Here is a 23801-nt window from a genome sequence, read left to right on the forward strand (position 1 = left end):
ATGTCCGACAAGAAATAAAGAGGTTAAGCGCAGGTGACCACGGATCCTCAGACGCAGCTGCTTTCAGAGCCCGCCCAGGGTGTGCCGTCGGTCATTGATGACATGGTCGGATACCGCCGGGCCTGTCGGCTGCTTGCTCAGGGGAGCGGTGCACTGGCTGCGGATGCTGAACGTGCATCGGGATTCCGCTATGGCCACGATGATTATCTGGTCCAATTCAAGCGCCGGGGAGCAGGGATATTCCTCCTGGATCCGCCGGCTCTGGTGCAGGCGGGCTGCGACTGGTCGGAATTCAATAGAGCAGTCCAGGACGTTCAATGGATCATTCATGACTCTCCTCAGGATCTGCCAGGTTTTTATGCACTGGGCATGAGGCCCTCATCGCTCTTCGACTCCGAACTGGCGGCCAGGATGCTTAATCTTGGTCATTACGGCTTGTCTGCAGTGACATCACACTATTTGGGGCTGACCCTGGCCAAGGAGCACTCTGCTGCAGACTGGTCCTACCGCCCTCTGCCCCGTGATTGGCGCAATTACGCCGCCTTGGATGTCGAACTGCTGGATCAGGTACGATCACGCGAGCTGGAGGATCTGCGCCGCCATGGCAAGGATGAATGGGCCAGGCAAGAATTCGCCTGGCTGTTGAGACAAGGCAAAATACCCAAGCCGGAGCCTGAGCAGCCCTGGCGGCATATCTCGCACATCAACGCCCTACACAACGACCGTCGAGGCCTTGCAGTGGCCCGTTCGCTGTGGACCACCAGAGACCGGCTGGCCCGACGCTGCGACATAGCTCCGACGCTTCTTCTGCCGGACAAGGCCATTATCGAGGCTGGAAGGCTTAAGCCACATAACAACGCCCAATTCCGAGCCATCCGGTCCTTGAATGAACGTGTCAGGATCCATACCGGCGGTGAGCAGGACCGCATGTTTGAGCGCTATGCGCCCATTCAGCGCCGGGTCAAGCCCTCGGTCTGGAAACAGGCCATTTTTGATGCGCTGCGTCTGCCCATTGAAGAGCTGCCGGTGCCTCCCAAGCCTCGTGTTGAAGAGACCAACGCCCCCAAGTCAATGCAGGTCTGGCGGCATCGCCACCCTGACCGACTGGTCAGGCTGGAGGCGGCGCGCAAGGCAGTGACTGATGTAGGCCGTAGGACCAACACTCCTGATGAGATTCTGATCAAGCCCCGCTACCTGCGCAACCTCTGTTGGACCGACGAACCGGATAAGCGGGACGTGGCCGACTTTCTGCGCGAGGAGGGCGCCCGACCTTGGCAGGTTTCACTTCTGTCAGAGTCCCTGACTCGCGCTATTATGTAACGGTTGCCTTACTGGCAGATCAAACGGTTTGGATGAATTGGAGCGCAGCGTGAAAATCAGCGTCAGAAACCTCGAGCCCACTAAGGTCAGGCTCACCATCACCGTCGATCCCGATGAGCTGAACCCCTACCTGGATCAGGCCCGTAAGGAGATCGGCAAGCAGGTGACCATCCCCGGCTTCCGAAAGGGCCATGTGCCTGGACCCATCATCGATCAGCGCGTGGGCTTTGCCAGCGTGGCGGGCGAGGCCGTCAACGCCGGCGTGCCAGAGCTTTACTCAAAGGCTCTGGAGGAGAAGCAGCTGCACGCCATGGCACAGCCGCAGATCGACGTCAAGGACATACCTTCCTCGGCCAAGGACGATACCAAGCTCAAGTTCACCGCCGAGGTCGAAATTCGTCCCAAGTTCGAGCTGCCCGAGATTGATGGCATGGAGATTGAGGTCCCTAAGCCAGCCGTCACCGATGAGGACGTGGACAAGCGTCTGGACAATCTGCGTCAGCGCTTCGGCACCTTGGTCAGCGTGGATCGTCCCGCTTCCAAGGGTGACTACGCCAACATCGACCTGGATGCCGTTATCGACGGCAAGTCCGTGGACTCCCAGCAGGGAGTCAGCTACGAGCTGGGCTCCAACACCATGCTGGACGGCCTGGATGAGGCCTTGGATGGGCTGTCCGCCGGAGAAGAGACCACCTTCGAGGGCACCTTGGAGGCCGGTGAGCACCAGGGCGAAAAGGCCCAGATCAAGGTCAAGGTGAACTCGGTCAAGGCTGAGGAGCTGCCCGACTTGGACGACGAGTTCGCCAAGGAAGCTTCGGAGTTCGAGACTCTGAAGGAGCTGCGCGAGGATGTGCGCAAGCAGTGCCAGGTGGATGCCGAGGGCCGACAGGCCACCGATGCCCGTGATGCCTTCATCGCTAAGCTTCAGGACGGCTTGGACATTCCGGTGCCCAAGGGCATCAAGCAGTCCATGGTGACCGATCAGCTCAAGAACACTGGCAAGGACCCGGATAAGGCCAGCAAGGACGAGAAGGCCGAGGCCGAGCGGACCGTGGAGAAGGAACTGCGCGACCAGATGACCCTTGACGCCCTGGCGGAGAAGCTTGGCATTACGGTCAGCCAGGCTGACGTAACCAACTTCCTGGCTTCCATTGCTCAGCAGTACGGCATGGACCCCAGCGCCTTCATCAACGGCATCGTCCGTAATGGTCAGTTGGGCTCGGCTGTGCAGGAAGTCGGTCGCTCCAAGGGCATGCTGGCCGGAATGCGTGCCGTCACCTTCAAGGATCCCGACGGTCAGGAGGTCGACCTGAGCCGCTTCTTGGGCGAGGACCAGCCCGAGGCTCAGGAGGAGCAGGATGAGAGCGTTCAGGCTGCCTCGGCTGCAGCTGAAGTAGCTGACCAGCTCTCTCAGGATCAGGAGTAGCTTCCCAGGCAGCGAACAGGCCGCACCCCGTGGCAAACAGCCTGGGTGCGGCCTTGTCGTAGCGGTTGCGCAAAGAGCGGAAAGGCTGGGACCGCGTCGATTGCGAGGGCTAGGCTCAATACAGATACGTTTATCGAAGGAGACAGGGTGAACAACTCATTGGCAACCAGTCCCGTGATGGAAGATGGGGAGGCCCCCACGCCGACCGATCCCATCTTCAACCGACTGCTCAAGGACAGGATCATCTGGCTGGGGGACGAGGTCAAGGACGCCAACGCCAACGTCATCTGCGCACAGATGCTGATGCTGGCGGCCGAGGATCCCAAGAAGGATATCTGGCTCTACATCAATTCGCCAGGCGGCTCAATTACAGCGGGCATGGCCATCTACGACACCATGCAGCTGATCGAGCCCGACGTGGCCACAGTCGCGGTCGGCATGGCGGCTTCCATGGGCCAGTTCCTGCTCTCCAGCGGAGCCAAGGGCAAGCGTTTCGTAACCTCCCATGCACGTGTGCTCATGCATCAGCCCTCGGGTGGTGTCGGAGGCACGGCCACTGATGTCAGGATCAACGCCGAACTGATCATGGACATGAAGCGCACGCTCTCCCAGCTGACGGCCGAGCAGACTGGCCACACCCTGGAGGAGATCTACCGGGATAACGAATACGATCACTGGTTCACGGCCCAGCAGGCCTTGGAGTACGGCTTCGTCGACCGGATCGTGACCACCCACGGCACTATGACCGCAGATCAAGGGAAGTGAGCACTCCACATGGCATCTGAAGAAGCGCAATTCGTTGCACGGGCCCGTCGACTGGCTGGCCCTCGCGGCCTGGGCGCCATGCCCACCGACCGCTATGTGCTGCCGCAGTTCGAGGAGCGAACCCCCTACGGCTACAAGCGCCAGGACCCCTACACCAGGCTCTTCGACGACAGGATCATCTTCATGGGCGTCCAGGTGGACGACACCTCCTCGGACGACATCATGGCCCAGCTCCTGGTTCTGGAAAGCCAGGATCCCAACCGTGACGTGATCATCTACATCAACTCGCCGGGGGGATCCATGACGGCTATGACCGCCATCTATGACACTATGCAGTACATCAAGCCCGATGTACAGACTGTCTGCCTAGGTCAGGCTGCCTCGGCTGCTGCAGTTCTTCTGGCGGCAGGCACCAAGGGCAAGCGCCTGATTCTGCCCAACGCCCGTGTGCTGATTCACCAGCCGGCCATGGAGCAGGACTTCGGCAAGGCCACCGAGATCGAGATCCAGGCCAAGGAGATGCTGCGCATGCGCACCTGGCTGGAGGAGACCCTGGCCAAGCATACCGGTCAGAATGTCGACAAGATTCGTAAGGACATCGAGGTGGACACCATTCTGACCGCCCAACAGGCCAAGGATTACGGGATGGTGGACGAGGTCCTGGAGCACCGCGATTAGCTTCAGTGACTGCGTGCATGATTGTTCGTCCGGATGGCGGCGGGTCCTTGGGTCCACGGCCTCCGGGCGTTTGGCATAATGGACGATGCCAGTCAAATATGTATTTGGCGATCCTTGCGGATTCTCCGGGAAGGGAGAGCCATGGGCCGTGTGGTCAGCTACAATGACGGACTGAATCGCTGCGAGTTCTGCGGCAAGGACGAGCACCAGGTGCGACGCTTGGTCAAGGGGCCTTCCTGCGCCATTTGTGACGAATGCATACGTCTGTGCGCCCAGATCATCCAGGAGGACATGGCTAAGGATGCCGCCGACCAGCGGCTGACTCTGCCAGCGCCCTCAAAGATATTTGCCTACTTGAACCGGTATGTCATCGGCCAGGAGGCCGCCAAGCGCACCCTGTCGGTGGCTGTTTACAATCACTACAAGCGCGTCAATATGGACATTGGCGACCGTGGCCGTGCTGCGGGCACAGCATTGAAACGCAAGGATGCGGCCCCGCGCGTCCAGGTGGACAAGTCCAACATCCTGCTCATGGGCCCTACCGGCGTAGGCAAGACATATCTGGCACGGACCCTGGCTACCATCATGAACGTCCCCTTTGTCATTGTGGATGCCACAAGCCTGACCGAGGCTGGATATGTGGGCGAGGACGTGGAGTCCGTCCTGCAGGGGCTCCTCCAGGCTGCCGATGGCAACATGGACCTTGCTCAGCGCGGGATCATCTACATTGACGAGATCGACAAGATCGCCAGAAAATCGGGGGAGAACACCTCCATCACCAGGGATGTGTCCGGCGAAGGGGTCCAGCAGGCTCTGCTCAAGATCATCGAGGGCACTCAGGCCCGCGTGCCGGTACAAGGTTCCCGGCGGCGCGGAGACGTTCGCACGGTCGTCATGGATACGGCCAACATTCTCTTCATTTGCGGCGGCGCCTTCGTTGGTCTTGAGGATATCGTTCGCCAGCGGCTGGGCCTGCGGGAGAGCGGGTTCTCGGCTACTCAGGGGAGCGAAAGGGTGTCTGGTGGCCGGGTCATGAGCCAGGTCAGGGCCGAGGATTTGGAACAGTTCGGCCTATTGCCCGAGTTTGTGGGACGGCTGCCTGTCATTTCCACTTTGGAGCCTCTGGGCGCCGATGAGTTGCGACGCGTGCTGACCGAACCGGACAATGCCCTGGTTGATCAGTACCGGCGCATGTTCATGGATGATGGGGCTGATCTGGTTTTCACCGACGCTGCCTTGGACCGTGTTGCCGCCATCGCCCTGGAGCGCAAGGTGGGCGCCCGTGGACTGCGAGGGATCATTGAACGCACTCTTGAGGCGACTATGTTTGAGCTGCCCGATAGGCCGGATGTCTCCCGTGTTGTGGTGGATGCCGATGCAGTGGACGGGACAGGCTCCCCCCGGTACGAGACCAGGAAGGGTGTGGCCGCAGCTACAGGTCGTCGTTTGGCCTGATTCAGGCAATAGAGCGCCGCTGTTGGCCGGGCCCGATAGGATGGTCATTGATGCCGGAAGGGAGGCCCCATGGGTGCTCGTAGCGCTGTCGTAGTTACGCACAGTCGGGTCCGGGCAAGCGGTCACCTGGTGGATGAGGTCGAGGAGCAGCTGCGCCGGGACGGATTTAGCGTCTCGATTGTCGACAACATCGCCGCCCCTGAATTCGGCAGCCCTAGCCAGAAGGTGGCCGACGACACCGAGATCGTCATCGTTCTGGGCGGCGATGGGACCATTCTGCGGGCTGCAGAGCTGGTCAAGGGCACTGAGGTGCCCATCCTGGGGGTCAACTTGGGTCATGTGGGATTCCTGGCAGAATTCGAGAGCTTCCAGATAGGGGAAGCCATTCGTCGGGTGGCTGATCATGACTACTCCATCGATGAGCGCATGGTGGCCCATGTGGACCTGTGGATACCCGGAGCCGATCGTCCACTGAGCGATTGGGCCCTCAACGACATGACCCTGGAACGATATGATCGGGGCAAGATGATTGAGGTGTCGGTCCGAGTAGACGATGTGGAGATGAGTTCCTTCGGCTGCGACGGCATGATTGTGGCCACCCCGACCGGTTCAACGGCCTACGCCTTTTCGGTGGGCGGGCCCATTGTCTGGCCGGATGCGCAGTCGCTGCAGATGGTGCCCATAGCTGCTCACGCCCTTTTCGCCCGATCCCTGATCATCGGTCCGAAGTCACAGTTCACTTTAGACATTCTGGGTGATTCCCAGTCGGCTGGCTGGATCTGCAATGATGGGCGCCGTCAGCGGCCAGTGCCCAAGCGCTCCCGCATTGTGGTGCGGCAGTCCCACGACATCCTGCGGCTGGCCAGGCTGTCCGGGGTGCCGTTCACTAGACGGCTGGTCTCCAAGTTCGACCTGCCGGTGGTCGGCTGGAGGGAGCAGCATCGCTCCTCGGCAGCTGCAGACGGACAGGACCAGGGGGAGCCGCCAGAGTCGAATAAGGAGCACTGATGCTGGAAGAGCTGGAAGTACGCGACCTGGGGCCAATCCATCATGCCCTGCTACGGCCCGCTGCTGGCATGACGGCCATCACGGGGGAGACCGGAGCTGGCAAGTCCATGCTCCTCAATGCCATCAGGCTGATCTCCGGATCCACCGCTCGTCCGCAACTGGTAGCACCTGGTGCTCGGGAGTCCTGGGTGCAGGGGATTTTCGATGCCGGAACGACAGGAACCGAGAATTCAGTGACCGCGGTTATAACTGAGGCTGGTCTACCCGTGGAGGAGGAGGGGCAGATCTTCCTTGCACGGACCATGCCCGTCAAGGGGCGTTCCCGTGCCGCGCTAAACGGCAGGACGGCCCCTCGCGGTCTGCTGGAGGAGGTGGCTGGAATGCTGGTCACTGTCCATGGTCAGGCGGATCAGATGCGCATGGCCAGCCCGGCCCGGCAGCGCGAGTTTCTGGATGCCTATGCTGGTGACGGTCCGCAGCTGGAGACCTTTTCCAAGGCCTTCAGGCAGTATCGACAGGCGCAGGAACATCTGGAGGAGCTACGCAACCAGCAGTCCGGCGCTATGGCCCAGGCTGATTATCTTCGTGAATCCATCGCCCGGATTGATCGGCTCGACCCCCATTCCGGCGAGGATCGTGAACTCAAGGCCCAGCGGGACAGGATCGAGCATGCTGCCCAGATCAGTCAGGGAGTCATGTCAGCGTTGTCCGCCTTGGACTCCAGTCAGATCGACCCTGATGCCGACGCATCATCGGCCACTGCCCTGGTCGAACGAGCCATTGCCGCCCTGGAGGGCATCGGTGTGGAGGGTGTCTTTCAGGAGTCGGCCCAGCGGTTGCGGTCGCTGAACGCCGACCTGTCTGACCTGGTCTTCACCCTGAGCAGTCAGCTGGATGACGAAGACCAGGAGGGTGATCTGGACAAGATCAATGCCCGCATCCATGATCTGGATGAGCTGACCCGTCGCTGGGGACCAAAAATCGACGACGTTCTGGCCTGGCGCAAGAAGGCTGCGTTTGAGCTTGAGGACATGGATGCCTCACCCGAGAAGCTAGAGGAGCTTCAAGGACAGGTTGAGCAGCTTCGTGGAAGCGCCTTGAAGGCCGCACGGAGTCTGTCTGTGTCAAGAGCCAAGGCTGCACGAAGGCTGAGCGATCTTGTCGACAGCGAATTGCACTCCCTGGCCATGGCGGGAGCTGGGCTTGAGATTCACGTCATGCAACGCCAGGACCAAGACATGGATGGGCATGGTCTGGACCGAATCGACTTTCTCTTCAGGCCATATCCGGGTTCAGATCTTCTCCCCATGGGCAAGAGCGCCTCGGGCGGCGAACTCAGCCGGCTCATGCTGGCCTTGGAGCTGGTAGCCGCTGAAGGCCGGACCTCATTGGGATCTGATGGGCGTAGTGAAGGGCATACCGGCCTTGACTCCCAGGCTGGCGATCCGACGATGACTTTCATTTTCGATGAGGTGGATGCTGGTGTAGGCGGTCGGGCAGCTGTGGAGCTGGGTCGTCGTCTGGCCCGATTGGCCGTAACCGCCCAGGTGATTGTGGTCACCCACCTGCCGCAGGTGGCTTCTTGGGCCGACCGACAGTTCGTCGTGGCCAAGGGACAGGAGGGCGGCGATACTGTAGAGACTCTGGTCCGCCAGGTAGAGGGCAAAGGCAGGGAGCGAGAGATCGCCCGGATGCTGGCCGGCAGCGAGTCCACCACTTCTCTGAAGCACGCACGAGAGCTTCTAGCCTCCAGCAGACTTCAGCGCAGATAAGCCTAGTTGCCGCCTGTACTTTGTAGCGCCAAAGTCCATCGATTTGACGACTTAGACAAGTATCGAAAGCTTTGCTGTTTTTTGCGGCTTGCAATTGCATGCTCGACATCCGCCACTTTGATGCTTCGACAGTAGGCGAGTGGTTGTGAACGGTTGTGCGGTACCGACTGTATTTGATTTTCGTTGATGACACCTTATCCCTCCTTGGTATCAACAATGGGGCGACGACCCGGTTCGGATGGTATCTTGTCTGAATTCGTGATCAGGTAGAATTTCAGCAATACAGCGCTGTTTCTGCGGAATTCGTGAACCATGGCCGTAGAAGAGCAGTGGCGAGGTTGTCTCCATGATTAAACTGTTATAGTGTATACATGAACACCGGTACAGCTCAGCCAGAGTCGTGCCGACCATCCATGAAAGGGGCTTGGATGAAGCTGATCATCTCATCCCTGTCCGGACAACCGATTTATCGGCAGATTGAGGACCAGATACGTTCGGCCATCCTGCTCGGAGACTTGAAAGCCGGGGAGGGACTGCCTTCCCTGCGACATCTCTCGCAGGAGCTCAGGGTGTCCGTGCTGACCGTGACCCGTGCCTATACCGAACTCGCTCAGGAGGGCTTGGTGGAGAACATCCAAGGCAAGGGGACCTTCGTGGCTGACAGCGGCGACCAGGTCATGCGGCAGCATCTGGAGGACCGCGTGCAGTCCCTGTTGGGGGAGGCGGTTGATACGGCTCGTCGGGCCGGCATGGAGCCGGACCGAATTCGCAGCCTGCTCGACGGCCTGCTAGGCGACAAGGGTTCTGCACCCGCGTCCAAAGAAGGAAAGGAATAGCAGCATGTGCGCATCACCGTCGATGACAATTTCTGGTGAAGATGTCGACTATGCCTTGCGCGTCAGTGACCTTGGGAAAAGCTACGTCAAGGCTGACGGCACGGGATTCCGCCTGCATCGAGTCACTATGGATCTGCCCATGGGCTACATCATGGGATTGATTGGCCCCAACGGCGCGGGCAAATCCACCTTGATCCGGCTCTTGCTGAATATGATCCGCCGAGACAGTGGAGAAATCAGCATTCTGAACCGTGATCCGTTGAGCCAGGAGGAGGAGGTCAAGGCAGACCTGGGTGTGGTCTTCGATTCCATTTATTTCCTGGAAGCATGGAAGGTCAAGGCCGCCGAGTCAGTGATGGCACCCATGTATCCCTCTTGGAACAGTGATCGCTATCAGGGCTATTTGCGTCGGTTTGGTCTGCAAGAAAACCGCAGAATTGGCAAGCTTTCCCGTGGCATGCAGATGAAACTGATGCTGGCCGTCGCTCTCAGTCACGATGCGAGGCTCTTGATTCTGGATGAGCCTACCAGTGGTCTGGATGTCCTAGCCAGGGACGAGCTCATGGATATTCTGCTGGACTACATCGGAGACGGTCGTCACTCAGTACTTTTCTCCACTCATATCACCACGGATCTTGAACGGGTGGCTGACTTCGTTACCTACATCAATCGGGGGTCAGTCTTCTACACCGGCCCCAAGGACGAGTTGATGGAGGCTTTCCAGGTTGTGAGAGGGGGGCCGGACGATCTGGCTAGAGCGCAGATACCTCATCTGATGGGCCTGCAGCGTTCCGCCACAGGTTTCGAGGCTTTGGTGTCTACTGAACACTTGGAGGATTTTCTGGCATCGGCTTCCCCTGCCGACGTCGAGCCTTCAGAGGAACGCTATCTGGTGGAGCGGGCCGATTTTGACAACATCATCAGACTGACCACGGGCTCACGTGCTGCGGCCAACAAGAGTAAGGAGATGGAGGCATGAAGGCGATAGCCAAGCAGATCAGGCTGGACATGCAACGTTGCAGTGGAGGAGCCGGAGGCTGCTGGTCGTGTATGCTGCTCTTCATCGCTGCACCGCTGGCAGGAATCATCTTGAAGGGCGTCCTGGTCGTGACTGGCCACAACCAGGATGGAAATTTAGACTTGGTAAATGGAATGGTCACGGGTTCCTGCGTTGCAACTGCTGCCGTCGCGCAGATCCAATTATTCATTGATTTTTACTCTCCAGCAGCTCGCCTGAATGGCATTGTGTCTATTTCGCGTGGTCATCAGGTGCTGGGACGCTATTCGGCTATTGTGCTAATGGTCTTGGCTCAATGCTGCTGTTTTGCGATCTATTTTCGGATAGCTGGAGGTCTGCCTTGGAAGGGTTCGGATCCTTGGCAGGCTGTGACTCTTTTTACCTTGGCTATCTTCATGTTCGAAATGCTGCTTTTTGCCTTGGCTGCTCCACTTTTCTACTGGCTTGATCCAGTAAAAGCTTTACGTGCCCTGTTGGTGCTCTTCGCTTTTATTGCCTTGATCGGTATTGTCTTGGCCTGGCTGCCTTTGGACTGGGGAGCTCTCATGACTAAACTTGGACGTTTCCTTATAGGAGACCTGTGGAAACCTGTAGCTCTTGGTCTGGCCATAGTCTTGTTGGCGAACCTGGTCTCTGGAGCCGTTTCCAGCAGGGTCTATGCGCGCAGGGAGATTGATTGACGCCAGACTTTCAATCTGACCGCGATTATGGTGATCTATGTCCTCGCAGTCCTGGGCCAGCTCAGGACTGCATGACCGCGTGGCGGACGTAGTCAGACATGTCGCCGGGATCGATGCAGTCCTGGAAACGCACAGGTGCGTTTTCCAGGGCGCGCAGAGCCTTGGGGGGCATGGTGTTGGTGGCCTCGGCCAGGATGTCCATGCACTCGAAGTCGCTGTCAGGGGTCTCCAGACCCAAGGATTGGCAGACCACCCGGGGGAACTTGTAGGGGCTTGCTGTAGACAGCAGCACCCGGGGCACGGCAGGATCCCTGCCGGTCTGGACGGCCATGACGTGGTAGCCGCAGGCCGTGTGCGGATCGATCAGATATCCTCGGTCCTCCCAGCAGTCGCTAATGGCTGAGGCCACTTGGTCCTCGTCGGCCCAACCGCAGGAGAAGAGCCCACGGATTCTGGTCAGCAGGGCTTCAGGCACCTGATAACGCCCCGCGGACTCCAGATCGGCCATAAGCGAGACAATCAGTTTGGTGTCGCCGTCGGCCATGTAGTAGAGCATCCGCTCCAGGTTGGAGGAGATCAGGATGTCCATGCTGGGAGAGGTAGTGATGTAGAAGGGGCGGTTGCGGTCATAGACGCCTGTGGTCAGGAAGTCGTTGAGGACTCGGTTGCGGTCCGAGGCTACGGTCAGGCGAGCAACTGGAAGTCCCATCATCTTGGCGTAGTACCCGGCCAGCACATCGCCGAAGTTGCCGGTGGGCACGCAGAATTCGACCGAATCCCCAGGTCTGATCACTCCCCGTTCCATCAGAGACCCATAGGCTCGGAAGTAGTAGACGACCTGCGGTGCCAGGCGGCCCACATTGATGGAATTGGCCGAAGAGAGAACGGTTGAGGCCTTCTTACCCAGCTCACGAGCCAGATCAGCGTCGGCGAAGATGGACTTGACTGTGGACTGGGCATCGTCGAAATTGCCTCGAACTGCACAGACCCGCAGGTTGCCGCCCTCCTGGGTGACCATCTGCAGACGCTGGATCTGGCTGACCTTGCCCTGCGGGTAGAAGACGGTGATGCCCGTGCCCGGCGCGTCTGCGAATCCTGCCAGCGCCGCCTTGCCTGTGTCTCCGGAGGTGGCTGTGAGCACCATGATCCGCTCGCCATCCTCCCCGGCCAGGGCCATAAGTCTTGGCAGAAGCTGCAGGGCCACGTCCTTGAAAGCCGAAGTGGGCCCACGGAAGAGCTCCAGTACGAAGTCGTTGCCGCCCAGGTCCACCAGAGGGGTGATTGCCGGATCGGACCACTGTTCTCCGTAGGCTGCTTCCAGGCAGGAGTCCAGCTGACCGGAAGAGTAATCACTCAGCAGTCTTGAAAGGACCAGCTTGGCCGTACCCTTGTAGTCCAGGCCGGCAACCGAGGCAGGGTCGATGGTCAGAGCGTCCAGTTCATCGCTGACGTAGAGTCCGCCGTCAGGAGCCAGGCCTCGTCTGATGGCTTGCTTGGACTGCAGCTGTTCTTCGCCGCCCCGAGTGCTGTGGTATGTGCTCATGGTTGCCTGCCCCTCCGCCATGTCGCCGAACAGATCATTACCAAGGCATTCTACCCCGTGCAAGAGTCCGAACCATTGACCTGCTCGGCTCGCGAAGGAAACCGTCTATGGACGCGAGGGCCTGCCAGGGGTCGGCATGGCGTACAGTATTGCCCACCAGCCCCTGTATCCGAGGCTGTAAGTCAAAGACAAAGGAGCGACCCATGGTCGAAGAGAACCCGGTACAGCAATCCTACGATGTCCTGAACTCTTCGATCTCGCAGGTGGATCCGGAGATAGCTGCACTGCTGGATGGGGAGTTGGAGCGTCAGCGAGGCGGTCTGGAGATGATCGCCTCTGAGAACTTCGTGCCCAAGGCTGTCTTACAGGCCCAAGGATCCGTGCTGACCAACAAGTATGCCGAGGGCTATCCTGGCAGACGCTACTATGGCGGATGCGAGTGGGTGGACCAGGTCGAGAACCTGGCCCGGGACCGGGCCAAGGCCCTCTTCGGCGCCGAGTACGCCAATGTCCAGCCTCATTCGGGTGCCCAGGCCAACGCCGCTGTCTATCAGGCCCTGATCAAGCCTGGCGACACTGTGCTGGGACTGGCCCTGGACCATGGCGGCCACCTGACCCACGGCATGAAGATCAACTTCTCCGGACGCTTTTACCATGCTGAATCCTATGGGGTGGATCCGGACACTTTCCGCATCGAGCCTGAGATCATCCGTCAGCGGGCCCTGGAGACCCATCCGGCCCTGATCATCGGCGGGTGGAGCGCCTATCCACGCATTGAGGACTTTGCAGCCATGAAGGAGATCGCCGACGAGGTGGGGGCCAAGTTCTGGGTGGATATGGCCCACTTCGCCGGCATGGTGGCAGCCGGTCTGCATCCCAGCCCGGTGCCCTATGCCGATGTGGTCTCCTCCACGGCTCACAAGACCCTGGGCGGACCCCGCTCCGGATTCATCCTGGCCCGTCAGGAGTATGCCAAGAAGCTCAACTCCTCGGTCTTCCCCGGCAACCAGGGCGGCCCGCTCATGCATGTGATCGCCGCCAAGGCTGTGGCCTTCAAGCTGGCCGGCACGCCTGAATTCAAGGAACGCATGGAGCGCACCTTGGAGGGCGCAAAGATTCTGGCTGAGCGCCTGATGGCCAAGGATGTGGCCGACAACGGCATCACCGTGCTCACTGGAGGCACGGACGTCCACCTGGTCATGGTGGATCTGCGCAACAGCGAGATGGACGGCCGTCAGGGGGAGGACCTGCTGGCTAGGATCGGCATCACCGTCAACCGCAATACGGTGCCCTTCGATCCGCGCCCGGCCTCTGTGGCCTCCGGTCTGCGCATCGGGACCTCCGCCTTGGCTACTCGCGGATTCGGCCCGGCCCAGTACGAGGAGGTTGCCGATGTGATCGGCACTGCGCTGGCCCAGGGTCCCCAGGCGGATCTGGATGCCCTCAAGGCCCGGGTGGATCGGCTGGTCGAGGCCTTCCCGCTCTATCCTGAGCTGGATCAGACCCACTGATTGGCCCTTGAAGGAGGGAGGTGCAGCAATGCCCTCCCTCCTCCTGTCGTCATTGCCCTCGCTGAGGGTTACAATCGGTACAGAAATGGGTCTGGCGGACCCGTGAGGGCGAAAGGATCTGACGAACATGAGTGAACACGAGAACTCCGATCGTCAGGATGTGTTCGATCGGGTCTGCGCCATGGCCGATGCGGCGGCTGCCGCACAAGCTAGCCTCGCGGGCGTGACCGGCCAGATCAGAAGTGCCCTCTTGCTGGCCCTGGCCGATGCCTTGATCGATCGGGCCGATCAGATTGCCGCAGTCAATGAGCAGGACTGCACTCAAGCTTTTGAAGAAGGAATGAGCGCCGGTCTGATCGACCGTCTGCGCTTGGACGAGGTTCGTATCGCGGACGCCGCCCGTGGCGTGCGCATGGTGGCGGGGCTGACCGACCCCCTGGGCGAGGTGGTTCGTGGTCATGACATGCCCAACGGCCTGCGGCTCAATCAGGTGCGGGTCCCTCTGGGCGTGGTCGCCATGATCTACGAGGCCCGTCCCAACGTCACCATTGATGTGGTGGCCCTCTGCCTCAAGTCCGGCAATGCGGCCCTCCTGCGAGGAGGCCACGCAGCTGAACGTACCAATCGCGCCCTGGTGGAGCTGATAGGCGGGGTGCTTCGTGAGCAGGGGCTGGATTCGGCTCTGGTGGCTTCCGTGGACCGATACGGTCGCGAAGGGGCTCAGGCTCTGATGAAGGCACGCGGTCATATCGATCTGCTGGTGCCCAGGGGTGGCCGAGGGTTGATCCGCAGTGTAATTGAGCAGGCTACCGTGCCCACCATCGAGACTGGTGCCGGTAATGTCCATATTTATGTGGATCGCTCAGTGGATATGGATCAGGCCATCCCCATCATCGTCAACGCCAAGACCCAGCGGGTCGGCGTCTGCAACGCTGCTGAAAAGCTGATCGTCCACCGGGGCGTGGCCGCCGACCTCCTGCCCCGTGCGGCCCAAGCGCTGACACGGGCCCAGGTTGAGTTGCACCTGGACGCGGTCTCCATGGATATCCTCGCCGGGCATGGTCTGCCTGAAGAACTGCTGGTCCGCGCAGAGGAGGCTGACTGGGACCGCGAATATCTGGATTTGAAGATGGGGGTGCGTGTGGTGGACTCCCTGGACCAGGCCATCGAGCACATCAACCGTCACTCCACCGGCCATACCGAGGCCATCCTGGCCCGGGACTACGAAGCTGTTGAAGAGTTCTCACGTCGGGTAGATTCGGCTGTGATTATGGTCAACGCCTCAACCCGATTCACTGATGGCGGCATGTTCGGCATGGGCGCCGAGCTAGGCATCTCTACCCAGAAACTGCATGCTCGAGGACCCATGGGTCTGCAGGAGCTGACCACAACCAAATGGATCGGCTACGGCAGGGGGCAGGTGCGGCCGTGAACGAGAAGATCGAAGAGCTCTTCCAACGCGAACACGACAACCCGCGCATCTGGCTGAGGGTGGCTTCCGAACGACTGAGCCTGCTGCGGTACGTTTTTCTAGTGCAAATCGAGGACGGCATCCCGGATGCAGACCAGCGCTCCTGTTTGGAGTATGCCGATGCAGTCCTGATCGGATGGCCTGACGAACATGCCGATGATGTGCACGACCTGGATCAAGACCAGCTCAACCAAGTCAGACATGACATCACCGTCATGGAAGAGCGGGTGCCTGTCTTCCGCAAGCAGGAGCAGGAGGGACGCATCGCCGACCTGTCCGACTCTCTGGTGGCCATTACGGGATGCGTAGCCCAGGTTCGTCGGGCCTACCAGCCAGGCTTCCCCCTGCCCACCTACTCCGAGATTCGCCGTGTGGTCCAGGAGGAGTGGAATGCCGACATGGAACGGATCGATCCTGACCGGGTCAATCCCAGTGCCGAGCAGATGCGCCAGGAGGCCGAGTCAGAGAATGAGGAGAACGCCTCGGAAGCCAGACGGGAGGACGAGCAGGCGTGAACCGGATGATGTCTGAACTGTCCAAGGAGGGGGAATCCGGGCAGGATCCATCAGATATTGATGGTGTCTCTAGGCCTGCCCACCATAACCGGCGACCTCGGGTGGGAATCATGGGCGGCACCTTCGACCCAATTCATAACGGACACTTGGTCGCTGCCTCGGAGGTGGCCTGGGTCTATGACTTGGATGAGGTCGTCTTTGTGCCCACCGGCCGCCCGGCATTCAAGCTGAACAAAACAGTGACCAATGCTGAGGACCGCTATCTGATGACCGTGATCGCCACGGCCTCCAACCCCAAGTTCACGGTCTCCCGGGTGGATATCGAGCGCCCTGGCATCACCTACACAGTGGATACTCTGCGTGACATCAAGCGGATGCGTCCCGACAGCGACCTCTTCTTCATCACCGGGGCGGATGCTGTGGCCGAGATCATGCGCTGGAAGGATGCCAACACGATGTGGGATCTGGCCAAGTTCGTAGCCGTTTCCCGTCCCGGCTATTCATCAAGTCTACGTGATCTTCAGGTGCCCGCCCAACGAGTTGATACCTTGGAGATTCCGGCCCTGTCCATCTCGTCCACTGATGTGCGCCGTCGTTCGGCTCGAGGCATGCCCGTCTGGTATCTGGTCCCGGACGGGGTGGTGCAGTACATCAACAAACACGGACTCTACCGCTCGGCCTCCTGAGCTTCGCATACCATCGGACTCGCCAACACGGACTGCCCTGCTGTGTCAGCGCGCGCCATTATTATGGAGTTTGTCCGCTTCAGCGAAAACAACGTTTGGAGATATGGTGAGCGCGATACTCAAAGGCAGACCAGGAAAAAATCTCATACTTGTCACAGGCCGGACCCATCCCAGACTCGCGGCGGACGTGGCCGATCAACTCGGCATTGACGTCCTGGAGACGACAGCATACGACTTTGCCAACGGCGAGATGTATGTGCGTTATACGGAGTCGGTGCGTGGAGCCGATGTCTTCGTTTTGCAGACCCATTCCGACCCGGTCAACAAGTCCATCATGGAACAGTTGATCATGATCGATGCCCTCAAGAGGGCCTCTGCGCGCTCCATTACCGCAGTCTGTCCACTCCTGGGCTACTCCCGTCAGGACAAGAAGCACCTGGGCCGCGAGCCCATCTCCTGCCGACTCATGTTCGACTTGCTCAAGGCGGCCGGTGCGGATCGAATCATGTCGGTCGACCTGCACGCTGCCCAGTCCCAGGGCTTCTTCGATGGTCCTGTGGACCATTTGATCGCCATGCCTGTTCTGGTGGACTATGTGCGTGACAGGATGGATCTGTCCAAGGTGGCTGTAGTCTCTCCTGATGCAGGCCGCATCCGGGTGGCTGAGCAGTGGGCCCAGCGCCTAGGGGGCGTGCCCCTGGCCTTCATCCACAAGACTCGTGACATCACTCAGCCCAACAAGGCTGTGGCTCATCGCGTAGTGGGCGACGTACGCGGCCTGGATTGCGTGCTGGTGGACGACCTGATCGACACTGGCGGCACCATTGCCGAAGCCTGCAATGTGCTGGATGAGGCTGGCGCCAACTCCATCACCATCGTGGCCACCCATGGCGTCATGTCTGGACCCGCCGTGGAGCGGCTCAGGTCCTGCAAGGCCAAGGAGGTCATTCTGACTGACACGGTCCCGATTCCCCAGGATAAGCGCTGGGACGGCCTGACTGTGCTGTCCATCGCACCGTTGCTGGCCTCGGCCATCAAAGCAGTCTTCGAGGATGGTTCAGTGGCTCGGCTCTTCGATACCTACCCAGCCCATCACGGCCAGGGCTTCCTCTTCGCCTAAAGCCTTGCCTGCCCGGCATGGCGTGGCGTAATCGTCCGGCTGTGGCATAATAAACCTGGCGGGGCCTTAGAGCTCCGTCTTTCCCCCATGGTGTAAAGGCAGCACACGGGTCTTTGGAACCCTTAGTCTTGGTTCGAATCCAGGTGGGGGAGCTTACGCTCGCCGATTCCGGTCGGAGACGGCCTCCTTGGGGTCGGTGACCAACCGAAAGGAACTGTCTTGGCAGTCAAGAAGATCGAAACCTGGCTCACCGACATGGACGGCGTGCTGGTGCACGAGAACACGGCCCTGCCCGGTGCTGCCGAATTCATCGACACGCTCAAGCGCAATAACCGTCAGTATCTGGTGCTGACCAACAATCCCATTTATACCCCGCGTGATCTTTCGGCTCGCCTTGGGCGTTCAGGCATTGACGTGCCCGAGGACCGGATCTGGACATCCGCCCTTGCTACTGCTGACTTCGTGTCACGGACCATTCCGCGAGGGTCGGCCTATGTGATCGGCGAGGCGGGGCTGACCACAGCCCTGCATGAGGCTGGATTTATTCTCTCTGACATCAATCCCGACTATGTGATTCTGGGCGAGACCAGGACCTATTCTTTCGAGGCCATCACTACGGCCATCCGCCTGATTCTGGGCGGGGCCCGCTTCATCTGCACCAACCCGGATGCCACCGGTCCCAGCGAGAATGGCGTTCTGCCTGCGGCAGGCGCTGTGGCGGCTCTGGTAACCAAGGCCACTAATCGCGAACCCTACTTTGTGGGCAAGCCCAATCCGATCATGTTCCGTACGGCTCTGAACAGGGTGGGCGGCCACTCCGAGACCACGGCCATGATCGGTGACCGTATGGATACCGATGTGGTGGCTGGAGTCGAGGCTGGTCTGAACACCTTCCTGGTGCTGACCGGCATCACCACCCGTCCTGAGGTGGAGACCTTCCCCTTCCGGCCTGACCAGGTGGTGGATTCCATTCAGGATCTTATCGGCATTGCAGATAGCGGGGTGGTGGAGTTTTGAACGGCGGGCAGACGCTGACCGCTGGCATCATTCTGGCAGCAGGCGAGGGCACTCGTATGCGCTCTGCCCATCCTAAGGTTCTGCATACGCTGGCCGGCAAGACTTTCCTGCAGAGGGTCATGACTTCGGTGACTGCCTTGAATCCTGAGCTGACGGCCGTAGTAGTGCATCATCAGGCTGACCTGGTGGCACAGGCTGCAAGGTCCTATGATCCCCAGGTGCACATCGTGCGCCAGGACAGCAGACCAGGTACGGGACGTGCTGTCCAGTGCGCTGTAGACCAGCTGGATGGGGAGCTCAGGCACGACGGCCAGGTGCTGATCGTGGCCTCGGACATGCCCCTGCTGGACACGGATACGCTGCATAGTCTGCTTGACTACCATGTGAGCTCAGGTGACGGGGCCACGGTGCTGACGGTCAATTTGGAAGACCCCACCGGGTACGGCCGCATCATTCGTGACCAGGATGGACGGGTTCTGCGCATTGTCGAACAGCGTGACGCCACCGGCACTGAACTGGCCGTCAAGGAAGTCAACACCTCCGTTTATGTCTTCGAAGCGGACCTGCTACGACAAGCGGTTCGCGGTCTGGACGACAGCAATGCCCAGCGGGAGTTCTATCTGACCGACGCCCTGGAGATGGCCCGCCGTCTAGGCAGGGTCGGGGCCTATGCAGCTCCTGATCCGCTCAAGGTCGAAGGCGTCAACGATAGGATTCAGTTGGCTGAGTTGGCTAAGGCCCATAATCTTCGGGTCTGCCATGAGTTTATGCGCCAGGGGGTGACCATTCTGGACCCGTCCACCACCTGGATCGAGGACGATGTGGTTATCCAGCAGGATGCCGTCATTCTGCCTGGATGCTTCCTGCAGGGGCATACCGAGATAGCCTCGGACGCAGTCATCGGACCCTATGCCACCTTGATCGATGCCATCGTCGAGCCGCAGGCCAAGGTTGAGCGTTCCCGTGTGCAGGAGACCAGGATCGGAGCCCGTGCCAACATCGGCCCCTGGACCTATCTGAGGGCTGGCAACGTGCTTGCCGAGGACACCAAGGCCGGGGCCTTCGTGGAAATGAAGAAAGCCACCATCGACCACGGGACCAAGGTGCCCCATCTTTCCTACGTGGGGGATGCCCACATAGGCCATGACAGCAACGTGGGGGGCGGGTCCATCACTGCCAACTACGACGGTGTGCACAAGAACCGCACCGAGATAGGGTCTGAGGTGCACGTAGGTGCTGGGAACCTCTTCGTAGCCCCCGTTCAAGTGGGCGACGGGGTCACCACTGGGGCCGGATCAGTCATCCGTCATCCGGTCGAGGATGGGGCCATGGTCTACTCCACCAATGACCAGCATCAGGTTCCGGAGTGGAAGCCCGCCTGGGAGCGGTAACCATGACAGCATCTGCTTGACAACAAGGAAAGGCGTGACAAGTGCCAGCATTGCAGGAATCCATCGACGCGATTCGAGTGGCCGCCCGGGCCGCTAACGATGTCAAAGCCATGGACATCGTGGCTTTCGACGTCTCACAGCCTATCGCCATCACCGACATCTTCATGGTGGCAACCGGCAGCAACGAGCGTCAGGTCCTGGCCATTGCAGAGGAGGTGGAGAAACAGCTCCATCTGCAGAAGAATCTGGATCCTCGCTCGCGCGAGGGCGTACAGGAGGCCCAGTGGGTTCTATTGGACTACGGTGACTTCGTCATTCATATCATGCACAAGCAAGCCCGCGCCTACTATGATCTGGAGCGGCTCTGGAAGGACTGCCCCCAAGTGGACCTGCAGCTGGAGCACCCCTTCACTCTTGCTGATGATGACTCGGATGGCCAGTTGGCCTCCAAGGCAGATGATCTGAATGGGAACGATCTGCGCAGCCGTTTCACTGACCTTCAGGAAAAAAGCCATGACTGACTCGGCTATCGCCGCCGAGGGTGGACGGCATGTGCGCTCCATGACCGTGGTCCGGCATGGGCAGACCTCATACAATGCAGGGCACCGAATGCAGGGACAGATCGACATTCCGCTCAACAGCGTTGGTCGCTGGCAGGTGGAGAGGACCGGCGAGGAGCTGCGAGCGGAGTATGTGGATGGTGTTCCTGGCGACCGTCACCTGCTGGTGGTCTCCTCTGATCTGGGTCGTGCTGCAGCCACCGCTCATGCTTTTGCTGATCCCCTAGGGCAGCCGGTTCATCTTGATCCCGGGCTGCGCGAACGCAGCTTCGGCGAGTGGGAGGGAGCCAGCGCCGAAGAGGTTCGTCAACGCTGGCCCGAGGACTACGAGTCCTGGTCCCGAGGCGGCGGGGGAGAGCTCCTTCACGGTGCCGAGACCAAGGCTCAGGTGGGCAGACGCGGTTTGGAGACCCTGAGCCGTTGGATCCATCGTGCCGGTCCGGACACGGATCTTATGGTCTTCTCCCATGGGTCCTTCATAGCGCAGGCCCTCCAGGCTCTGCTGGGCATGGCCAGTGAATATCCCGAATACTTGGGCCTGGTCACCATGCGGAATGCCCACTGGGCCCGATTGATGCCGCGAGATCTGCCAGACGGCGGTCTGCGCTGGTCCATGATCGACTACAATCGTGGTCCGGCCATCGCCATGCGGGGAGACTGGGACGATCCGCGGGGGCTGGTCCAGACCGACTGAAGTTATTGTGGGGTCGGCCGACCATCACAGGATCGCCATGACGACCAGCTACCATAAGAACGCAGCCACCAGCCGTTGGATTAAAAGGGGTCGGAGTGAAGCAGTTCTTTCATGACATTTCCTGGGCGCAGATCGTTGCCGGCGCTCTTGCAGCCATGACCTCCTTTTGGCTGGCCGCCAAGATCGGCGTGGCGGGATCCATCATTGGCGTGGCCATTGGTTCCATTGTCTCTGCCGTGGCTTCGCAGATCTACAAGAATGTTTTGGAAGCCTCTGGCCAGAAGTTGCAGGAGTCCGTAACAGGCAGTGCCGGCCAGGACGATGACGGCTCCGAAACTGACTCGGATGCCGATTCAGCCGACGATGGACAGACCACTGCCATGCCGGCTCAGGGGAGGCGTCATTCGGACAATTCCAGCGATGCTGCCGACGGATCGACCCGTGTCATAGCTCCAGTAGATGGATCTACACAGGTCATGCCTCCTGCCGATGGCCCGACCAAGGTCATGCATGGCACTGACAAGGAATCCGCTGCCAAGACGGGCAGGACCATCTCATCCAGCAATGGTCCCCGAACCCATGCAGCTCCCATTGCAGCAACCAGCAGGAAGAAGCTGGATCGGCGCCGCCGCAACGTCATCATCGTCTCAGTGGTCAGCGCTCTGGTGACCGTGCTGCTGTCTGCACTGGTCATCAATGCTCTGACCAAAGGTGAAGGCACCGACAAGGTCGTTCGGAACGTGGTCAGTCCATCGACCAGCCAGGTAACTCCCAGCCAGGAGGAAGAGACCCCCTCCAAGCCCGGGTGGCGCACCGAGGAGCCAGAAGACCAGGCGACCCCGAGTGCCCCTCAGAATCAGCCTTCAGGAACGAATCAGAATCAGGGGAACGATCAAGGATCCGGGCAGGGGCAGCAGCAGGGACGAAATCCCACGAGCACGCCTTCGCCGTCTGCCGACGCGACAGGCTCCACGCCCAGCCCCTCAAGCACGGCTTCCACGCCACAGTCGTCGCCGACGAGCACGACCAACCCCTCGCCTCATAACTGATTTGCTGCTCGGCGCGGCGCACCCATCCCACCATGTAATGTGACTAGGGTCACTTTCAGACGGGCCAAGAGGCTCGTTCCCAAGGATCTGGTCCCGAAGGCGGGATCAGCAATGAGAAAGGTGTGTATATGCGCAAGGTTCTGTGCTCTCCCGGCTCCTATGTTCAGCAGGAGGGCGCCATGGGAAAGCTGGCCGGTGAATACGCGGCTCTGGGCACCAAGGGCGCCCATCTGATCGTCGACCCGGTCATCGACGGGCTCTACCACGACGACATCGTCGTCTCCTTTGAGCGCGATGGGATCCCCTATGAACTGATGAAATTCGGCGGCGAGTGCTCTATGGAGGAGATCGACCGCCATCGAGCCCATTTGGCGGACAGCGACGCTGTGATCGGCATCGGCGGCGGCAAGACCTTGGATGCCGCCAAGGCCGTGGCCTACTTCGCCCACTTGCCTGTCATGATTGTGCCCACGGCAGCCTCGTCGGATGCCCCCTGCTCAAGGCTTTCAGTGCTCTACACTCCCGAGGGTGTCTTTGACCGTTATCTGCCTTTACCTGCCAATCCCAACGTGGTTCTTATGGATACCGATGTCATCGCTAAGGCTCCGGTGCGCTTCCTGGTATCAGGACTGGGCGATGCCTTCGCGACCTACTATGAGGCAGCCGCTTGCGTGCAGTCGAACGCTGTGACCATGACCGGGGGCCACGCCACCATGGCCGCCTTCGCCCTGGCCCGTCTCTGCCGCGACACCCTGCTGGAGGATGGGGTCAAGGCCGTGGCCGCGGCACAGGCCGGTGTGCGCACAGCCGCCCTGGAGAAGATCATCGAGGCGAACACCCTGCTGAGCGGTCTGGGCTTCGAGAGCTCCGGACTGGCTGCGGCCCATGCAATCCATGACGGTATGACCGCCCTGAAGGGCACGCATTCCATGCTGCATGGCGAAAAGGTGGCCTTCGGCACTCTGGTCCAGCTGGTTCTTGAGGACCGCTCTCTGGAGGAGACCCGTATGGTCTACGATTTCTTCCGCAGCGTGGGTCTGCCTACCTCCCTGGAGCAGATCGGCATTGGACAGGCCAGCGATGCGGATCTGCTCAAGGTCGGGGAGCATGCGTGCGGTCCTGACGAGACCATGGGCAACATGCCCTTCGAAGTGACCCCCACTGATGTGGCACACGCCCTGCGCGCAGCCGATCAGCTGGGTAAGCAGCTCTGATCTTTTTCTCTGATATATCCTCTTTGGCGGGCAAGCGGTCGTCGGCATGAAGTCGGCGGCCGCTTGTATTTT

Annotated in this window: 22 protein-coding genes and 1 tRNA gene; 22 read left to right on the top strand and 1 reads right to left on the bottom strand. The window is 60.2% G+C overall.

The features are described 5' to 3' along the window. Window positions 1-33 precede the first annotated feature (33 nt). The 10 genes from ACUIAD_RS05840 to ACUIAD_RS05885 all read left to right on the top strand — a co-directional run bounded on the left by ACUIAD_RS05840 (window position 34) and on the right by ACUIAD_RS05885 (window position 10958). Window positions 34-1320 (top strand): HRDC domain-containing protein, encoded by a 1287-nt coding sequence (locus tag ACUIAD_RS05840; protein WP_445343055.1) that lies wholly within the window; start codon window positions 34-36, stop codon window positions 1318-1320. A 49-nt stretch (window positions 1321-1369) separates the two neighbouring features. Then, window positions 1370-2746, top strand: coding sequence for a trigger factor (tig, locus tag ACUIAD_RS05845; protein WP_110451979.1), 1377 nt, complete (start codon window positions 1370-1372; stop codon window positions 2744-2746). A 177-nt stretch (window positions 2747-2923) separates the two neighbouring features. Next, window positions 2924-3511: an ATP-dependent Clp protease proteolytic subunit gene (locus tag ACUIAD_RS05850; RefSeq protein WP_181414463.1), complete on the top strand. Its 588-nt coding sequence runs from the start codon at window positions 2924-2926 to the stop codon at window positions 3509-3511. 9 nt (window positions 3512-3520) lie between these two features. Beyond that, a complete protein-coding gene (locus ACUIAD_RS05855) occupies window positions 3521-4189 on the top strand; it encodes an ATP-dependent Clp protease proteolytic subunit (RefSeq protein ID WP_110451981.1) in 669 nt (222 codons plus the stop codon). Window positions 4190-4330: 141 nt separating this feature from the next. Next, window positions 4331-5644: an ATP-dependent Clp protease ATP-binding subunit ClpX gene (clpX, locus tag ACUIAD_RS05860; RefSeq protein WP_110451982.1), complete on the top strand. Its 1314-nt coding sequence runs from the start codon at window positions 4331-4333 to the stop codon at window positions 5642-5644. A 69-nt stretch (window positions 5645-5713) separates the two neighbouring features. After that, on the top strand, window positions 5714-6652 hold the full coding sequence (locus tag ACUIAD_RS05865; protein WP_110451983.1) for an NAD kinase: 939 nt from the start codon (window positions 5714-5716) through the stop codon (window positions 6650-6652). Beyond that, window positions 6652-8424, top strand: coding sequence for a DNA repair protein RecN (locus ACUIAD_RS05870; protein WP_445343056.1), 1773 nt, complete (start codon window positions 6652-6654; stop codon window positions 8422-8424). The genes ACUIAD_RS05865 and ACUIAD_RS05870 overlap by 1 nt, the downstream gene beginning before the upstream one ends. A 428-nt stretch (window positions 8425-8852) precedes the next feature. Beyond that, window positions 8853-9260 carry a GntR family transcriptional regulator gene (locus ACUIAD_RS05875; RefSeq protein ID WP_110451985.1) on the top strand — a complete coding sequence of 136 codons (408 nt, stop codon included), beginning with the start codon at window positions 8853-8855 and terminating at the stop codon, window positions 9258-9260. 22 nt (window positions 9261-9282) lie between these two features. After that, complete coding sequence (locus ACUIAD_RS05880; protein WP_258333132.1) at window positions 9283-10239, top strand: ABC transporter ATP-binding protein; 957 nt, start codon at window positions 9283-9285, stop codon at window positions 10237-10239. Then, window positions 10236-10958, top strand: coding sequence for a hypothetical protein (locus ACUIAD_RS05885; RefSeq protein WP_445343057.1), 723 nt, complete (start codon window positions 10236-10238; stop codon window positions 10956-10958). Before ACUIAD_RS05880 ends, ACUIAD_RS05885 begins: the two co-directional genes overlap by 4 nt. Before the next feature lie 61 nt (window positions 10959-11019). Here ACUIAD_RS05885 and thrC read toward each other — a convergent pair whose 3' ends face one another. Beyond that, on the bottom strand, window positions 11020-12501 hold the full coding sequence (thrC, locus tag ACUIAD_RS05890) for a threonine synthase (RefSeq protein WP_445343058.1): 1482 nt from the start codon (window positions 12499-12501) through the stop codon (window positions 11020-11022). A 203-nt stretch (window positions 12502-12704) separates the two neighbouring features. Here thrC and glyA point away from each other — a divergent pair, with 203 nt between their 5' ends. The 12 genes from glyA to ACUIAD_RS05950 all read left to right on the top strand — a co-directional run bounded on the left by glyA (window position 12705) and on the right by ACUIAD_RS05950 (window position 23729). After that, window positions 12705-14012: a serine hydroxymethyltransferase gene (gene glyA / locus ACUIAD_RS05895; protein ID WP_045935291.1), complete on the top strand. Its 1308-nt coding sequence runs from the start codon at window positions 12705-12707 to the stop codon at window positions 14010-14012. 118 nt (window positions 14013-14130) lie between these two features. After that, the gene (locus ACUIAD_RS05900; protein WP_445343814.1) at window positions 14131-15444 is read left to right on the top strand and encodes a glutamate-5-semialdehyde dehydrogenase; all 1314 of its coding nucleotides are present in this window, start codon (window positions 14131-14133) and stop codon (window positions 15442-15444) included. Then, the gene (locus ACUIAD_RS05905; RefSeq protein ID WP_110452289.1) at window positions 15441-15998 is read left to right on the top strand and encodes a phosphoribosylglycinamide synthetase; all 558 of its coding nucleotides are present in this window, start codon (window positions 15441-15443) and stop codon (window positions 15996-15998) included. The genes ACUIAD_RS05900 and ACUIAD_RS05905 overlap by 4 nt, the downstream gene beginning before the upstream one ends. Before the next feature lie 5 nt (window positions 15999-16003). Further along, window positions 16004-16684 carry a nicotinate-nucleotide adenylyltransferase gene (gene nadD, locus ACUIAD_RS05910; protein WP_110451989.1) on the top strand — a complete coding sequence of 227 codons (681 nt, stop codon included), beginning with the start codon at window positions 16004-16006 and terminating at the stop codon, window positions 16682-16684. 103 nt (window positions 16685-16787) lie between these two features. Beyond that, window positions 16788-17804 (top strand): ribose-phosphate diphosphokinase, encoded by a 1017-nt coding sequence (locus ACUIAD_RS05915; protein WP_110451990.1) that lies wholly within the window; start codon window positions 16788-16790, stop codon window positions 17802-17804. Between the two features lie 81 nt (window positions 17805-17885). After that, window positions 17886-17956, top strand: a tRNA-Gln gene (locus ACUIAD_RS05920). A gap of 67 nt (window positions 17957-18023) precedes the next feature. Continuing rightward, window positions 18024-18821 (top strand): HAD-IIA family hydrolase, encoded by a 798-nt coding sequence (locus ACUIAD_RS05925; protein ID WP_110451991.1) that lies wholly within the window; start codon window positions 18024-18026, stop codon window positions 18819-18821. A gap of 14 nt (window positions 18822-18835) precedes the next feature. After that, the gene (gene glmU, locus ACUIAD_RS05930) at window positions 18836-20212 is read left to right on the top strand and encodes a bifunctional UDP-N-acetylglucosamine diphosphorylase/glucosamine-1-phosphate N-acetyltransferase GlmU (protein ID WP_258333157.1); all 1377 of its coding nucleotides are present in this window, start codon (window positions 18836-18838) and stop codon (window positions 20210-20212) included. Window positions 20213-20253: 41 nt separating this feature from the next. Beyond that, window positions 20254-20733 carry a ribosome silencing factor gene (gene rsfS, locus ACUIAD_RS05935; protein WP_110451993.1) on the top strand — a complete coding sequence of 160 codons (480 nt, stop codon included), beginning with the start codon at window positions 20254-20256 and terminating at the stop codon, window positions 20731-20733. Next, window positions 20726-21466 carry a histidine phosphatase family protein gene (locus ACUIAD_RS05940; protein ID WP_181414436.1) on the top strand — a complete coding sequence of 247 codons (741 nt, stop codon included), beginning with the start codon at window positions 20726-20728 and terminating at the stop codon, window positions 21464-21466. Before rsfS ends, ACUIAD_RS05940 begins: the two co-directional genes overlap by 8 nt. A gap of 95 nt (window positions 21467-21561) precedes the next feature. Further along, window positions 21562-22515, top strand: a complete 954-nt coding sequence (locus ACUIAD_RS05945) for a hypothetical protein (RefSeq protein WP_445343059.1) — start codon at window positions 21562-21564, stop codon at window positions 22513-22515. 128 nt (window positions 22516-22643) lie between these two features. Continuing rightward, entirely contained in the window at window positions 22644-23729 is a 1086-nt protein-coding gene (locus tag ACUIAD_RS05950) for a glycerol dehydrogenase (RefSeq protein WP_110451995.1), read from the top strand. Window positions 23730-23801: the final 72 nt, after the last annotated feature.

The sequence above is a fragment of the Bifidobacterium sp. ESL0819 genome (genome assembly GCF_052606245.1).